Raw genomic sequence first — 14,957 nt, 5'->3', positions numbered from 1 at the left:
CACCCTCACCCCCTGCCCCTCTCCCAGCCCTCACCCCCGGCCCCTCTCCCTGAGGGAGAGGGGAGATTAGAATCGGTAGCCCGGAGCACTCGCTGCAGCACCTCTTGGTAGCCGGCTGCCGGATCGCCGAGATCAAAGCGAAAGAGGTCTTTATCCAGCACCCGCGGCTCAGTCCCTTCTAGATCCCACAGGCGGCAGGTGTCGGGGCTGATCTCGTCCGCCAGCCAGATCTCCCCTTGCTCGTCCAGGCCAAACTCCAGCTTAAAGTCCACCAGCTCCAGCCGGCAGCGCTGCCAGAAGTTGCGAAGGTGAGTGTTGACCGCCAAGGCCAGGGATCCCAGCTTCTCCACTTGCTCTGGCGTGGCCAGGTGCAACAGGCGGATGTGGTCGGGGGTTACCAAGGGATCCCCCAAGGCGTCGTTTTTGTAGTAGAACTCCACCAGCGGCGGCTGGATGGGCAGGCCCTGCTCCAGGCCTAGGCGCCGGCAGAGGCTGCCGGCCGTGCGGTTGCGCACCACCACTTCCAAGGGCAGGATCCGCAGGGCGCGCACCTGCATCTCTCGGGGGCCGGTCTGGGCCAAAAAGTGGTTGCGGATGCCCTGCTGCGCCAGGTAGGCAAACACCCGGCTGGAGACGGTGCAGTTGACCTCCCCTTTGCCGGCGATGGATCCCCGCTTTTGGGCGTTGAAGGCCGTGGCGTCGTCTTTGTATTGGCAGAGGTAAACCTGGGGATCGGCGGTGCGGTAGACCCGCTTGGCCTTGCCCTCGTAGAGGAGCTCTGGGGACGTGGGTGAGGATGGCATGGGCAACCCCTAATAGCCGGTCAGCCGTCCGCGGATCCCTTGCCAAAGGGTAATGGCGAGGATGCGCAGATCCAGCCACAGAGACCAGTTTTGCACATAGTAGAGATCATACTGGGTGCGGCGGGCAATGCTGGTGTCTCCCCGCAGGCCGTGGATCTGAGCCCAGCCGGTGAGACCACTTTTCACCAAATGCCGATCCGGATACTTGGGGATCTCCTGGCTAAATTGCTCCACGAAGTAGGGCCGCTCCGGGCGGGGGCCCACCAGGCTCATTTCCCCCTTCAAGACGTTCCAAAGCTGGGGCAGCTCGTCCAGGTTGGTGCGGCGCAAAAAGGCTCCTATCTTGGTTCGGCGCGGATCCCCGGGGCGCGTCCAGCCCGGCTGGCCGGCTGCCTCGGCATCCACCCGCATGGTGCGGAACTTGGCAATCCAAAAGCGGCGCCCATCCAAGCTCACCCGCTCCTGCCAATACAAGATGGGGCCGGGGCTGCTGCAGGCCACCAGCAGGGCGATGACCAAAAATAAGGGGCTGAGCAACACCAGGCCCAGGGAGGCCCCTAGGATGTCTACCGCTCGCTTGAGGAAACGGTTGTGGGCGTAGCGCAGAGGGGGCTGGCGCAGCGTCAGCAGCGGGATCCCGTCCAGGGACTGGAGGCTGAAGTTCACCGTCAAAAAACCGAGGATGTCCGGCACAAGCCGCACCTGCACCGACAGGGCCTGCAAGCTGAGCAACAGAGGTGCGTTGGCCAGCTCCGGCTGCCCAAACCACACCTCTTCGATCTCGGGGTGAGCCTGCACATAGGCCACCAGGTGGCTGGGCTCCAGCCGCTCCAGCTTCTGCAAAGGCTCTGGTTCCGGTGCCGAGGGATCCCCGGCCACGGCCCAAGCCTTAATCTCAAACCCCAAGGCTGGGCAGCGCTCCAGCCGCTCCAGCACCTCAGCCAAGAGCAGGCCGGATCCCACCCAGATGACCCTTCGCCGCCCCTGGCCGTGGGCATACAGCCAGCCCATGCCCAGCCGCAGCAGCGCCCGCATCCCCGTCAAGCCGAGCAGGGCCAGCAGGCCGGCATAGCCCACCACCAAGCGCGACAGCGAGACGGAGCGCACGAAAAAGGCCCCCGCCAACACCAAGCCAAAGGTCACCCCCAGCCCCAGCAGCAAACTGGCCCATTCCTCAAAGCGAGATAGGCGCTTCGATTCGCCGTATCCTCCCAAGCCGGCCTGAACGCCCCAATAGCTAAGGACTGTCAACAACCCCAGGCCAGCATAAACATCCCAGGGCAAAAGCTGGTGGGGGCGCAAGCTGCGCAGCCAATAAGCCGCCCCGAAGGCCAGCCAAATACAGAGCCCATCCCCCAAACAAGCCAAGGGCACCCACAGGCGATGCGGATCCAAGCTCAGGGTGTAGCCGCGAAAGAAACCCGTCCCGCCAGCGCGATTGGCCAAGAGCTATCTCCTCCAGCAGTTAAGACTGGAAACAATCCTACAGAAAAGCTATCCATTTGAGGCTGCAAGGACTCCGTCTCGCTAGCGCGAACGGCAAAATCGATGTTGACTGAAAAAACTGGTAATAACGGCGAGAAGTTGAGGATTAAGAGGCTCAGTTTCTCAGAGGAGCAATTTTTTTAAGGCTGGCTACCGCTAATAAAGACAGGCCAAAGGGTAGGGAGAACTTAGAAATTAAATAGGCTTCCGCAGCAAAAATCTCGGTTAAAAGCCAATTGATCCAAGGCGAGAGCATGTTTAGATCCTGCTTCTCCTTGAGGCGAAGGCTCTTTTGGGCTAGGCGGATCCCTGCTGCTAATGGAAAGAGAAAGCTGTTGAAAAAGGTAAAGGTATGAATTTGCAGGCCGGCACTCTTGAGTAAGGAGAGAAGTTGTGCTGCTGTGTAGCGTCTCTTGTGGTGATTGAGCTCGTCATGGGCGCTCCACAGCCAGGGGTAGGCCGGTACCGTGATCACCATGTAGCCGGATGGCTTTAACCTCTGGATGAGAGCTTCCAGAGCTGCTTTGTCTTCCTCCAAATGTTCTAAAACGTCCAGTAGGGCAATAAGGTCAAATTGCTGGGAACCAAAAGGGATCCGATGCGGCAATTCACCTTCGGCCACAATCCCAATGCCGCGGGCCCGGGCCAAAGGCAATGCTATTTCGCTTCTTTCCATGGCCCAGACTTGGCCAAATTGAGACAACATTTCTAGGTTGCCGCCACTGCCACAGCCGGCTTCCAAGATACAAGCCGCGAGCGGAAGAGGGATCCCGGCAATAACCTGCCTGAGAATGCGGCGGCGCCCCACAAACCACCAATGTCGATCTTCTAAGCCCGCCATTTGTTCATAAGCTCTGGGATCCATACAATAGTCGTTCCAAATATTGGGAAACAGCTTGTTAGTTGATCCCTTGCTCCCCTCTCCCACGAGGGGAGAGGGGTTGGGGGTGAGGGTCGAAAGATGACCTTATCCTATACTTTTCCGGTGTTAGAGAACTCCGTCCCGCTTACGCGATTTAGGTTTCAAGGAGAAAGCCTAGCCTTGCCCCAGCGATTTTTGCGGTACCAGGCGGCAACATGAGGGCACCAGGCCTCAAAGTGGGGCCAAATCAGTTCACACAGATACTGAATTTCTCGCTGGGCATCTTCTTTAGCTCGTAAATCCAGAAAATGCATCAAGCTGCGGCAATTAAAAGAGACTACAAAATGTTGGCGGATCCCGTAGCCGATGATGTTACGAGCATCTTCATAAGGCAATCCGCACTCTTCGACCAGGCGATAATAGGCAATGGCCTGACTGCGATACTGCTCAAGAATGATGTTCAGGGCCTCGGGAGAGATGGGCTTGAAGCCTTGGCGGGTTTTGGCCTTGCCTTCTTTGACGCTGGCAGGAACGTAAAACAGAGTTTCCAACTCTTGCAAAGATAACGAGGGCTCCGCGCCGGTTTTGTCGGCAAGAGCAGCGGTTTCGTTGGTGCTCCGAGGCGCAGACAAGAGTCTTTTGCCCAAATCGGCAATTTGCCGGCCTGTATATCGAAAAGATTGAACGTCGAAAGAAACTCCCACTCGATGAGTACGGGCCTGTTGCATGACAGCATGGGGAAAATAGCCCACCCCAAACGTGATCTGAGGGTGCTCAAGAGGCCCATAGTGGCCACGATTGCCCTCCAGCAGATGCCGCACCACGGCCTCTCCATACTGTTCCGGGATCCGGCCCTCTGGGGTAACAAAATCGGGGCTGTAATCTTGGTGCATCGCCTGCCAGATCACCCGTTCGGGATCTGGAGTTTGGCTAAGCACCACCACTTGAAATAAGGCATCCACTGTCAGAAAGCCGTACCCTTTCCCCAAAGTATAGAGGGAAGACACCTAGAGAAGGCGGCGGGCCCGCGTCTCCTCTGCCAGCACCATGTTCAAGCCCGGATTGCTGCGCATCAGCCCCGCCACGTAAAGGGTATAGACTTTCCCCGCCTCTAACTGGAGGTCAAACCGTTGCAAGGGAATGCTCCGGCTGGGAGCCGACTGCACACCTGGCGCGGGGGCTGAAGGAGCTATGGCCACCTGAATTTGGGTAAAGCCGGGGCGCATGGCTTGAAAGGTGGATACTTGTCCGAAGGCCAACTGGGGCAGCAGCACCCGCCCTTGCTCCCCTTGCCATTGCAGGGCCGGCGCATCAGGGGCGGCGTGGACAAACCGCACCAGGGCTTGATCAAACGGCGGATGGATGTTGTCTTCCAATACCAGGGCTGTCATGCGATTTGGCTCGTTGGCAGCCACCACCGAGAACACTCCCCCGCCCCTGAGGTTAGCCACAGTTCTGGCCGCAACCGTTCGCGCTAGCGGAACGGAGTCTTGAGAACTTGCGGGCTGGCCGGGGTTCTCAGGTGTTGAAAACAAAACAATGTCGTACTCGCCCGCCGGCATGCGCACGTACTCGCTCACCGCGCCGTAGGCTATGCTCCGAGCAGCCCTTACCCCTCCCACTTCCAAGTCGATCCGAGGGGCATTGGGGGCCACATGCACCAAGCGCACCTGGACCTCAGAAACTCCCGCAGATGCCGAAGGCATCGGGATGGCACAGCCGGACAAAAGCCCCGGCATTAAAGCCCCACCCACCACGCAGAGGACTGCGCTCACCCACTGTCGCACCATAGTTTATGCTCACTCCCACTCCTCACACCCAACGCTCAGTAGGGATCGAGCAGAAGGGCCCTCTCGCTCCCCAAAAGTTCGGTTCGGCGCAAGGGATCCCCTCCACTGACGCCAAAGAACCTGCTCTTGTCTTACCCCAGTTTTGCGCCTGATGCCATAGAGCCGGGCAGGATTTGCCGGCCCCCCTAAATCAAAGGGATCCCGGCGACAGGATCAAGAAGAACTGGGCGAGAAGAGCGGCGGCTGAACAAGCGGAAATAGGTGCTGACGGCCAACTCTTTCAGCGGGAAAAGCAGGTAGGTGAGGGGGTTGATGGTAACGATGATGTTGCGGCAATCGCGTTTGGCCTGGGCCAGGATCTGGGCGGCCACCCAATCTCCCGACATAACTCCAATGGGATTGAGCTGGCTCTTGAAGGGGCCGAGGATGAGTTTGCGCACCACGCAGGGAGCGTCCAGGCGGCGCAGGGTAACCAAATCTCCTAGGGCCCGCTTGGAGAGCTCGTAGAGGGGGCTGAAGGCAGGGCTGACCTCGGCTTCTGAGGTGTTCACCCAAACCTCTTTGGTGGCCATCTCTGGGTTGTTGCGCACCGTCTGAAAGAACAGCTCCATCAGGCGCCATGCCGAGAAGGTGTTGACGGCGTAGGACTGGCGGACAGACTCGGGATCCCGCTCCCCATGCACGTTGAGGCCGTGGTTGATCACCAAGATATCGACCCGCTCCAGGAGTTCGGCCAGGGATCCCTCCTGCCCCACCTGCCAGCGAACGGTCTCCACCGGCTGGGGCTGGCCGTCCACTTCGATGGCAACCGAATCCGCATGGGAGCTGAGGGCGATGACTTTGGCGCCGTAGCGGTGACAGTGCTGCAAGAGGGCCCGGCCCAGGGTGCCGGAGGCGCCGGTGATGGCCACACGCTTGCCTTTCAGGGAGAGACTGGTGCCCATAATCCGATCCACCAAGGTCAAGGTGCCGCAAAAGTAGGCGTTGGTATCGTCGAAGTGGTGCCGCCAGTGGTAGGCGCGGTTCACATGCCACTGGCTGGGGGGAGCGGGGAAAGGCCCCGGCTGGTGGGTGATATCCGTCTGCAGAGCCAGCCCATAGCCCCGCAACATGCCGGCCACCCAGAAACTGGCCGAATAGAGCACTCCCACTACTGCTGCCAGGCCGTAGAAGAGGGATCCCTGGCCCAACAGCACCACCCAGGGGATCCCGGCTAGAACCATCGTCGCCGCTTCGGGAACATCGTGGTGCCACTGGGATTCTCGGTATAACTTGGGGTCTACCACGCTGAGATCGGGGCGGAACAGGCGGTGGTGCAGGGTGTGCTTGGGCATCAGCCAGGGCCAGAGGTGGGCCAGCCAATGGCGCACATCTCGCACGATCTCCGCCCAAAGGACGGAAGCCAAGGCAATGGCTCCCACCGCTAGCCACTGAGTTACGCTGCTAACATCCATAGGGCTTTGCCGACAGTAGCCGAACCATCCTGGGCTCGCCGTCGCCTCTTGGCATCAACCTCACACAGTTGGCGACCCTCAAAAATCATCGCAAAGATCGTTGATAAAGACCATCCTAGACCGCGAGCAAGACGGCCAACGGCAGCCTTTGGGATCCCTTCCCTCACCCCTGGCCCCTCTCCCTGAGGCACCCAAGCGCTCCGCGCCGCTCACGCGACCACCCCCGGCCCCTCTCCCTGAGGGAGAGGGGGGAGAGAGATCAAGGGGTGGGGGGCGGAAGCTTGCGGATCTCTACAGCGTCTCCCACTTGCAAGCCCAGGGCTGCAGCCGTCCCGCCGCGGAACTCCAGCACGCCATCTACCAACTGGTCAGAGGGTGGCCCATAGACGGGGCAGGGTTGGGCGGGGCAGCCGGGCACATCGGCAGCGATGTACACCACCTGACCTTGGCGGAGAAAGATAATGTCCAGGTTAAGCGGCGTGTTGAACATCCAGAAGGCAGCCGGCTGGGGCGGGTCGAAGGGAAACCACATGCCGCGATCAGGCGGCAAATCGGTGCGAAACATCAGGCCCAGCCGCTGTTGCTCGGGGGTGCGGGCCACTTCCAGCTCAAAGCGCTTGCCGGCAATGGTTACTTCCGCTTCCACCGGCAGGTGCTGGGGCTGCCCTTTGGCCGGGGTCGAGCTGGCAACGGCTGCCGTCTCCTGGGCTTCTCCTCCAGCAGTACATCCCAGCAGCAGAGCCAGGCCCAAGGCGATCCCGCTCGCTGTGACAGCCTGGCGCTCTCTTGCCCACCAACTCATCCCTTTCTCCTGCTGAGCTGTGCAGGCTTGATCCTACCCTGCTCTCTGGACTGAAGAGGGAGGGGATCCGCGGCAAGTTTGCCGGGATCTCCTGCGGGCTTTGGCCTGTCGATCTCACCTCAAGCGCAGCCGCAATGGCCAGCCTGGGCAAGAGCCATCCACCCCCAACCCGATACCATAGCCTATAGAGTCTATCTATCGTTCCCCACCCGGCCAGGAGAGACCCAATGAAAGACCTTTTGAGCATGTCCTCGGCGAGCCGGATCCCGCTTCTGGCTCTGTTTGGCCTATTGCTTTTGGGTCTCTGGCCCACGCACGGGGAAACCCCGGTGCGGATCCCGTTTGAGCCGACCGTGACCTATGGGGAAGGGTATGGAGAAGAGGCTGTGGCCCAACAAGCCCAAAGTCGCTTTGCGCTAAAGCTATTCGCTCACCTACTCCAGCAGCAGCCGCAAGAGAACCTCTTTTTCTCCCCCTTGAGCCTTCGCCTGGCCCTGAGCATGCTGTACAACGGCGCCGCTGGAGAGACCCAAGCGGCCATGGCCGAGGTGCTGGAGGCCCAAGAACTCTCCCTCAATGAGTTGAACTGGACCAACGCCCAGATGGCGCGCTGGCTGGTGGAGCGATCCCAAGCAGAAGGGCCGATCCAGGTGCAAGTGGCCAACGGCCTTTGGGTCGATCAAATCCTCACCCTGCGGCCTCCCTTTTTGCAGGCGCTGGCTACCTATTACCAAGCGGTGGTCAATCGGGTGGAGCTGGGATCCCGCCAGACGGTGCAGGCGATTAACCGTTGGGTAGCCGAGCGCACCCAGGGCCAGATCGACCGCATCGTGGATCGCCTCAGCCGCGAGGACGTGATGGTTTTGCTCAACGCCGTCCATTTCAAGGGAGAGTGGACCCAGCCCTTCGATCCGGCCCTGACCAAGCCCCAGCCCTTCACCCGAGCTGATGGCCGCCGTGTCCAAGTGCCGCTGATGGCCCAATCCGGTCGCTACGGCTACCGGGAGACCGAGCAGCTCCAGGTGGTGCGCCTGCCCTATGGGGAAGGGGAGCTGGCCCTGCTGATCCTGCTGCCCAAACCAGGGGTGAGCTTGGCAACCCTGCAACAGGAGCTCAGCCCAGAAACTTGGCAAGAATGGACGGGATCCCTGCCCACCCGCCCCGGCTCGGTGCGGATCCCCAAGTTTAAGCTGGCCTACGCAACCGATCTGGTGCCGGCTTTGCAGCAGTTGGGTATGGGGATCGCCTTTTCTCGCCGGGCCGATTTCAGCCAGATGACCTCAGAGCCGACGCAGGTCAGCAGAGTCTTGCACAAGGCGGCCATCGAAGTGGATGAAAAGGGATCCGAGGCGGCTGCTGCCACCGGGGTAATCGTCTCCCGCACCGCCAGCGACCGGCAGGAGCCCTTCCAATTCGTAGCGGATCGACCTTTCTGGTTTGCCATTGTCGCTTCTAGATCCGGCGACAACCCCGAGGCGCAAACTGTGCTGTTTATGGGATCCCTGGTGGATCCTGGATAAGGGGATCCCTCATGCTGACTGCGGAGGTCATGATAATCGAGGTTTTGGAACAAGAAAAGATCCCTGGGTTTGCCTTGGATTTGTCAGAGTTTTTTGCCGAACCTAAGTTTTAGTTCTTTGCCAACTTAGCAACAAAAGCCTTCAGGGTTCCGCGGCACCTGGTAAACTGGCTCCAAAAACGGGATCCCCTTCCATGGCGCTGGTTTACCTGCAAGTTCTGGAGCGCACCCCCAGACGGCTGCGGATTGCCCTGCAAAGGTTTACCTCTGAGCAACTGGCCTGGCGGGTGGGGGCGGGGCTGGGGTTGTTGGCGCTGGGATCCCAGCTCTGGCAGCCTTCCCCTCTGCTGGGGCTACTGGCTGTAGCAGCGGGCCTGGGGATTGGGATCCCTTGGGGGCTGGGGCAGATCTTGAGTGTGGATCGGGAGCGGCAGCGGGTGACCCTGACCCGGCTGGGTGGCCCTTGGGGGATCTGGCGGCAGCAGGTCTTCTCTTATCCTCTCGCCCAATTGCAAGGGGTGCGGCTGCAGCGGCTGGGACAAGAGATCTTGGATAAAGAAGCACAGGAAAGCTTTCAGCTACAAGCTCAGGTGCGGTTGCAGTTCCGTCCCCAGGTTTTTGAACAAGAGCTTGAAGAAGTGATCGCTTGTTTCAGTAGCCAATCGGCGATCAAAAAAGGCGAGCCGGAAGCCCTTGCCTTGGCGCAGCGGCTGGCAGGCTGGATTCAGGCCTATATGAACCCGTGAGGTTGCCTCATAAGCTGTTGATTGCAGTACTTGGCAATCCTTGGAAAGCTGTCGAGAATGGGTGTGAATTTGGATAGGTGCTTTTGCGAACCTTCACAGAACAGAATTTCGGCAATGCTAAGCCGTCATGACTATTCCTGAGGAGACTCTAGAAACCGTTAGCCTAGTCGTCAGGGATGCTTTGCGCAACTGGCCGTGGCTGCTTTTGTGGGCAGCCTCTTTCCTGGCGCTTGTCTTCTGGCAAAGGCGGCGGCTACATCAGGCCCAGGTTGGTTTTCCCGATATCGTCACCCTGGCGCGGCCCGATACGACATTGGTGGAGTGTAACGAAGTCTGCCAGAGGGTTTTTGGCAATTGGCGGGGCCGGCGCTGGATCGAGGCCTTGTTGCCAGAGGAGCAAGAGCAGGTGCGGCAGCAAATAGCCCAGCTCACCCCTCAGCAGCCCACCTTCACAAGGGTTGATAGGATGGTGGACGCGGCGGGACAGGTGCGGTGGTTTGAGTGGATCAACCAGGGCATCTTCGACCGGCGGGGCCGGCTGCAGTTTATTCGCGGGGTCGGCCGAGACATCACCAAGCAGAAGCAACTGGAAGACAATCTGCGGCTGCGGGAAGCCCAATTGCAAGCCCTCTTGGATGCCCTGCCGGCAGCCATATGGGCCAGGGATCCCCAGGGGGTGCTGATTTTGCAAAATGCCACCGACCGTGCCTGGCATGGCGACCTGCTGGGCACTTCCCTGCAAGAGATGGCTCAGCAGTACCCCCGATGGCTGGAGCGCGCTCCCCAAACTCTAGCCGACATAGAGCGGCAAGGGGTTTCCCAAGTGGAGGGCAAGGAAATCATTCAAGGCCAAGAGCGCTATGTCTATCGCCTGGCCGTGAAGCTGCAGGATGAGTCCAAAGGTTTGGGGTGCCTCGGCATTGCCTTGGACATTACGGAACAAAAGCGGCTGGAACAGCAGGTGCGAGAACAACAGGAGCGCTTTTGCGCCTTTCTCAACAACAGCCACGACATTTTGTGCTGGATCGATGCCCAAGGCTTGGTCTATCCTCTCAATTGCCCGGTTGCTGAGAAAATTTTAGGTCGTTGTCCTAAGGAGGGAGAACCTATACCTTTGGATTGGGTTCACCCAGAAGATCAGGAGATTGTTGCTAGTGCTCTTGAACAACTCAAGGCTAGACCTGGCGAAACGCTCAGCTTTATCTATCGGGCACAGCATGCGGATGGCCATTGGGTATGGCTAGAGAGCCGCTGTACCGACCTTTTGCAGGATCCTGCGGTGGCAGGAATCGTCTGCAGCACCCGCGACATTACCCAGCAAAAAGAGGCGGAACTGGCGCTGCGGGAAAGCGAAGCCCGCTTCCGGGAAATGTCCGAAGCTGTGCCAGTGACCTTTTTTATCTATTCTCCGGATCTCAGTCAATCCCTATACAAAAGCCCTCAGTGCAAGCAGATCTGGGGATACACGCCGGAGGAGTTTTACCAGAAGCCGGATCTGTGGAAAGACAGGATCCACCCCGAAGATCTGCCTCAGGTTCTGCAAGCCGTAGCTCAAGTTATCCGAGGAGAGAAGCCGGTTACCTATCGCATTTGCCATCGAGATGGTCGGGTGCGCTGGTTGCGAACTTCCTGCCGACCTATTTTCAATGAGCAGCAAGAAGTGATCCGCATTGCCGGCATCACAGAAGATATCACCGAGCAAAAAGAGGCAGAGCTGGCCCTGCAAGAGAGCGAGGCCCGTCTCAAGGCCATCCTCGACGGGATCCCTTTTCCCATCTTTGTTAAAGATTTGCAGGGCCGCTACTTACAGGTCAATCAAGCTTACCTGCAGAAAAAGGGTAAACTCCCAGAAGAAGTTCTCGGCAAGGCCGATACGGAGCTCTTCTCGCCAGAGGAAGCTCTGGAGTTCCGCAAGGGAGATCAAAGGGCCATCCAGTCTCCCGCTCCCATCAGCTGTGAGCGCACCATTTGTCGAGACGGCAAAAAGCAAGAAACGTGGATCACCAAGTTTGCCCTGCGGGATTGGCAAGGGGATCCCTATGCCGTTTGCGGCATTGCTGTGGATATAACCCCTCTCAAAGAAGCCCGGGATCTGCTGCTGCAAGAGGCAGAGCGAGAAAGACTTCTGGGATCCCTGCTGCGCCGGATCCGCGAGAAGCTGGACTTGCAGCCCCTCCTACAAACCACGGCGGCGGAAGTGCGAGAGTTTCTCCAGGTGGATCGGGTGATAATCTACCAGTTGCAGAAGGGCATAGGGGGATTTGTAGCCGCCGAGTCCGTCCTGGATCCCTGGCCCAGCCACTTAGGCCGCTCCGTGTGGGATTCCTACTTTCATCAGGATCCCTGCTATCGCAAGTACCAGCAGGGCTTTGTGCAGGCCATCGACAATGTGGCCACGGCCCCTTTGGATCCCTGCTACCGGGAGCTTTTGGAATCCTTTCAGGCTCAGGCCAACTTGGTGATCCCAATTCGGCAGGGGGAGGAGCTCTGGGGCCTCTTGGTGCCGCAGCACTGCCGGGCCAGCCGTCCTTGGCAGGAGTGGGAAATTAAGCTCTTGCAAGAGCTGGCGGAGCAATTGGCCATTGCCTTGCAGCAAGCCCAGCTTTATGAACAGGTAAAAGCCCTGAACCAAACGCTGGAGGAGAAGGTGCAGCAGCGCACCGCCGAGCTGGAGCGGGCTTTGCAATTTGAGGCCATCTTAAAACGCATCACCGACCGCGTGCGCGATTCTCTCGACGAAGCCGAGATCCTCAATACCGCCGTGCGCGAGCTGGGGGAGAGCCTGGATGCCGATGCCTGCGATATCGGCCTTTACAACGCCGATCTCACCCTTTCCACCATCAGCTACGAGTATTGCCCCCGCTGGGATCCTGCACTCAACACTACCATACCGATGGTGGGGGGCCTCTACGACGATCTATATCGTCAACTAACGCGCAGGCAGTCTTGTTTATTTTGCGTCATCTCCTCAGATTCGCCGCGTCCCGCCAAGGATCACTGTGTGGTGGTCGCCTGTCCCCTCAGTGATAAAGACCAAGTTCTGGGAGATTTATTGCTGTTTCGACGTTCCGGCCATTGTTTTGATGAGGCGGAGATCGCCCTCATCCAGCAGGTGGCCAACCAATGCGCCATTGGGCTGCGCCAGGCGCGCCTGTTCCAAGCTGCCCAAGAGCAGGTGCAAGCCCTGGAGCGGCTTAACCGTCTTAAAGATGACTTTATCAGCACCGTCAGCCACGAGCTGCGCACCCCCCTGACCAGCTTGAAGATGGCTCTGAAGATGCTGCAGATGGCTCCCTCAACCGAAAAACGAGCTCAATATCTAAGCATTGCCGAGCGAGAATGCCAGCGGGAAATCGAGCTCATCAACGACCTGCTGGATCTGCAGCGCCTGCAGGCGGGGGCCTATGCTCTGGAGGTGCAAGCCCTCACCTGGCGGGAGCTGCTGGGGGATCTGCTGACCGTTACCGAGGAGCGGGCCCACGCCAAGGGGCAGAGCTTTCAAGCCAGCGTCCCCCTAGAAAGCAGCCTCACGACGGATCCCTTGCTGTTGAGCAGGATCCTGCGCGAGCTTTTGCACAATGCCGTGAAATACACGCCGGCCCAGGGATCCATCCGCTTGCAAATTGAAACGGAAAATCGTCAAAGCCGCATCCAGGTCAGCAACAGCCAAGAGATCCCTGCCGAGGAGCTGGCGCGCATCTTTGAGCGCTTTTACCGCATTCCCAGCAGCGATCCCTGGAAGGAAGGGGGCACGGGGCTGGGCTTAGCTTTGGTGAAACAGATGGTGGATCAGTTGCGCGGATCCATCGAGGTGAGCAGCGCTGCCGGCTGGGCGACCTTTACGCTTCACCTGCCCCATCTGCCCCAACTTTGATACAGAACCCAAACTCTCGTGCTTCCCTTGCTGAGAAGGATCCAGCCAGGTAAGAGGGCACCTGACTCGAAGGGGATCCCAAGGGAAGTTGCACCTGCAAACCCCCTCGGCTCGTGCCCAGCACCATTCCTCCAACTGCCCAAAAGCTTCGCCGGCGAGGAACTGGGGTGCTGAGCGGATCCCTGTGAGTCGCGTTTGTATCCGGGATCCCGATTGGCCGCCAACCCAGCCCTCTCGATCTGGTCACGGTGCTGAAAACACGGGGCAGAGAGGGTTTGTTGCGAGTAAGTTTCAATTCACAACTTTTTCTTAATAAGTGATTTCGATTCTTGAGGATATAGCTTACTTTGTTACCTGTAGAGCGTTCCTTGCCAAAAACCTATGAGCATTGTTGCCCAAGTCATCGCGCAGTCGGATGCGGCTGATCGCTTCCTCAGCAGTGCCGAGATTGCCAAGCTAGAAGATTTCTTCAGCAAGGGTCAAGTGCGTATCCGAGCCGCCAAAAAATTAGCGGAGAACGAGCAAAAAATTGTCCAGGAAGGCAGCAAACGTTTTTGGGCCAAATGCCCCAACACCCCCAGCAATAAAGGCAATCCTCAAAAGACAGCCCTCTGTCAGCGGGATCAAGGCTGGTACATCCGCTTGGTTAGCTATTGCATCTTGGCGGGAAACGATAAGCCGCTAGAGGACATCGGCCTGAACGGAATGCGCGAAATGTATACATCTTTGGGCGTGCCGCTGCCGAACCTGCGGGTGGCCATGAGCTGTCTAAAAGAAGTAGCCGCCGGTATTCTTTCTTCGGAGGAAATGGCTTTGGCAGCCCCCTACTTCGATCGACTGATTCGCGCTTTTTGAATGGATAAGTTAGTAGACACTTTGCTGCGCGGTTGCCCGATTTTGTTGAGGACTTGAGTTGTGTTGCCCTTAAGATTTGCGAGTTTGAGGTTTAAGCTTGCTTGCAGGCTCTGATGTCTTAAGCTGCAACTCAATAAAAGTTCTCATAGGCAATGCCTGAGCAAGCGGTGCAAGGATCCCGTCCCGCTAACGCAAGCAGAATTTGTCCAATTGCCTCAAAAAAATAGTCCATATCAGTGCTTGGAGGAAAAGCCATGAAAGACACCATTACTTCCCTGATTAACCCTGCCGATGAGAAAGGCTCCTACTTAGATGCCGCAGCTCTGGAACAGTTAAATCGCTATTTCCAGAGTGGCAACATGCGCGTCAAGGCGGCTAAAACCATCAGCTCCAGCGCCAGCAGCATTATCAGCAAAACCGTTGCCAAAAGCTTGCTCTACGGGGATATCACCCTGCCGGGGGGCAATATGTATCCCACCCGGCGCTACGCGGCCTGCCTGCGGGATCTGACCTACTTTCTGCGCTATGCCACCTACGCCATGTTGGCTGCCGATACTTCTATTTTGGATGAGCGGGTGTTGCAGGGTTTGAAAGAAACTTACATCACCCTCGGCGTTCCCATCGATCGCGTCATTCAAGCCCTGAATGCCATGAAGGAGGTGCTGACGGAAAGTCTTGGCACAGAGGCAGGTCAAGAAATGGCCGTTTATCTTGACCATATCATCGCCGGTTTGAGCTAAACCTGCCTGTAGCTGACTGAGGAACGA

The 14,957-nt window shown here is 58.5% G+C and carries 12 protein-coding genes; 5 read left to right on the top strand and 7 right to left on the bottom strand.

Annotated features, from left to right (window positions below; all coding sequences use genetic code 11):
* Positions 1-5: 5 nt before the first annotated feature.
* The 7 genes from purC to NW851_RS08425 form a co-directional block, all read right to left on the bottom strand.
* Positions 6-803 carry a phosphoribosylaminoimidazolesuccinocarboxamide synthase gene (gene purC / locus NW851_RS08455; protein ID WP_414337788.1) on the bottom strand — a complete coding sequence of 266 codons (798 nt, stop codon included), beginning with the start codon at positions 801-803 and terminating at the stop codon, positions 6-8.
* 9 nt (positions 804-812) lie between these two features.
* The gene (locus tag NW851_RS08450; RefSeq protein ID WP_414333207.1) at positions 813-2,249 is read right to left on the bottom strand and encodes a sugar transferase; all 1,437 of its coding nucleotides are present in this window, start codon (positions 2,247-2,249) and stop codon (positions 813-815) included.
* A gap of 154 nt (positions 2,250-2,403) precedes the next feature.
* Complete coding sequence (locus NW851_RS08445) at positions 2,404-3,153, bottom strand: class I SAM-dependent methyltransferase (RefSeq protein ID WP_414333209.1); 750 nt, start codon at positions 3,151-3,153, stop codon at positions 2,404-2,406.
* A 158-nt stretch (positions 3,154-3,311) separates the two neighbouring features.
* Complete coding sequence (gene thyX / locus NW851_RS08440; RefSeq protein WP_414333221.1) at positions 3,312-4,112, bottom strand: FAD-dependent thymidylate synthase; 801 nt, start codon at positions 4,110-4,112, stop codon at positions 3,312-3,314.
* Between the two features lie 45 nt (positions 4,113-4,157).
* The gene (locus NW851_RS08435; RefSeq protein WP_414333210.1) at positions 4,158-4,940 is read right to left on the bottom strand and encodes a DUF4397 domain-containing protein; all 783 of its coding nucleotides are present in this window, start codon (positions 4,938-4,940) and stop codon (positions 4,158-4,160) included.
* A gap of 185 nt (positions 4,941-5,125) precedes the next feature.
* Positions 5,126-6,394: a bifunctional sterol desaturase/short chain dehydrogenase gene (locus tag NW851_RS08430; RefSeq protein ID WP_414333212.1), complete on the bottom strand. Its 1,269-nt coding sequence runs from the start codon at positions 6,392-6,394 to the stop codon at positions 5,126-5,128.
* A 259-nt stretch (positions 6,395-6,653) separates the two neighbouring features.
* A complete protein-coding gene (locus NW851_RS08425) occupies positions 6,654-7,196 on the bottom strand; it encodes a DUF192 domain-containing protein (RefSeq protein ID WP_414335919.1) in 543 nt (180 codons plus the stop codon).
* 227 nt (positions 7,197-7,423) lie between these two features.
* Here NW851_RS08425 and NW851_RS08420 point away from each other — a divergent pair, with 227 nt between their 5' ends.
* From NW851_RS08420 to NW851_RS08400, 5 genes are all read left to right on the top strand, one after another.
* Positions 7,424-8,716 carry a serpin family protein gene (locus NW851_RS08420; RefSeq protein WP_414337782.1) on the top strand — a complete coding sequence of 431 codons (1,293 nt, stop codon included), beginning with the start codon at positions 7,424-7,426 and terminating at the stop codon, positions 8,714-8,716.
* Positions 8,717-8,909: 193 nt separating this feature from the next.
* A complete protein-coding gene (locus NW851_RS08415; RefSeq protein WP_414337780.1) occupies positions 8,910-9,461 on the top strand; it encodes a hypothetical protein in 552 nt (183 codons plus the stop codon).
* A 127-nt stretch (positions 9,462-9,588) separates the two neighbouring features.
* Positions 9,589-13,335, top strand: a complete 3,747-nt coding sequence (locus NW851_RS08410) for a PAS domain S-box protein (RefSeq protein ID WP_414337778.1) — start codon at positions 9,589-9,591, stop codon at positions 13,333-13,335.
* A gap of 381 nt (positions 13,336-13,716) precedes the next feature.
* Positions 13,717-14,190: an allophycocyanin subunit alpha-B gene (apcD, locus tag NW851_RS08405; RefSeq protein WP_414337776.1), complete on the top strand. Its 474-nt coding sequence runs from the start codon at positions 13,717-13,719 to the stop codon at positions 14,188-14,190.
* Between the two features lie 254 nt (positions 14,191-14,444).
* Positions 14,445-14,930: an allophycocyanin subunit beta gene (locus tag NW851_RS08400; protein WP_414337773.1), complete on the top strand. Its 486-nt coding sequence runs from the start codon at positions 14,445-14,447 to the stop codon at positions 14,928-14,930.
* Positions 14,931-14,957: the final 27 nt, after the last annotated feature.

This window comes from Synechococcus sp. H55.7, from assembly GCF_047462395.1.
Taxonomy (GTDB): Bacteria; Cyanobacteriota; Cyanobacteriia; order Thermostichales; family Thermostichaceae; genus Thermostichus.
Note: the sequence above shows the minus strand (reverse complement) of the source record. Positions and strands in the feature narration are given on the sequence as shown.

Coding starts and splice junctions, on each gene's coding strand:
- purC (WP_414337788.1), bottom strand. CDS start 803: ATGCCATCCTCACCCACGTCCCCAGAGCTCCTCTACGAGGGCAAGGCC.
- NW851_RS08445 (WP_414333209.1), bottom strand. CDS start 3,153: ATGGATCCCAGAGCTTATGAACAAATGGCGGGCTTAGAAGATCGACAT.
- NW851_RS08435 (WP_414333210.1), bottom strand. CDS start 4,940: ATGGTGCGACAGTGGGTGAGCGCAGTCCTCTGCGTGGTGGGTGGGGCT.
- NW851_RS08430 (WP_414333212.1), bottom strand. CDS start 6,394: ATGGATGTTAGCAGCGTAACTCAGTGGCTAGCGGTGGGAGCCATTGCC.
- NW851_RS08425 (WP_414335919.1), bottom strand. CDS start 7,196: ATGAGTTGGTGGGCAAGAGAGCGCCAGGCTGTCACAGCGAGCGGGATC.
- NW851_RS08420 (WP_414337782.1), top strand. CDS start 7,424: ATGAAAGACCTTTTGAGCATGTCCTCGGCGAGCCGGATCCCGCTTCTG.
- NW851_RS08415 (WP_414337780.1), top strand. CDS start 8,910: ATGGCGCTGGTTTACCTGCAAGTTCTGGAGCGCACCCCCAGACGGCTG.
- NW851_RS08410 (WP_414337778.1), top strand. CDS start 9,589: ATGACTATTCCTGAGGAGACTCTAGAAACCGTTAGCCTAGTCGTCAGG.
- apcD (WP_414337776.1), top strand. CDS start 13,717: ATGAGCATTGTTGCCCAAGTCATCGCGCAGTCGGATGCGGCTGATCGC.
- NW851_RS08400 (WP_414337773.1), top strand. CDS start 14,445: ATGAAAGACACCATTACTTCCCTGATTAACCCTGCCGATGAGAAAGGC.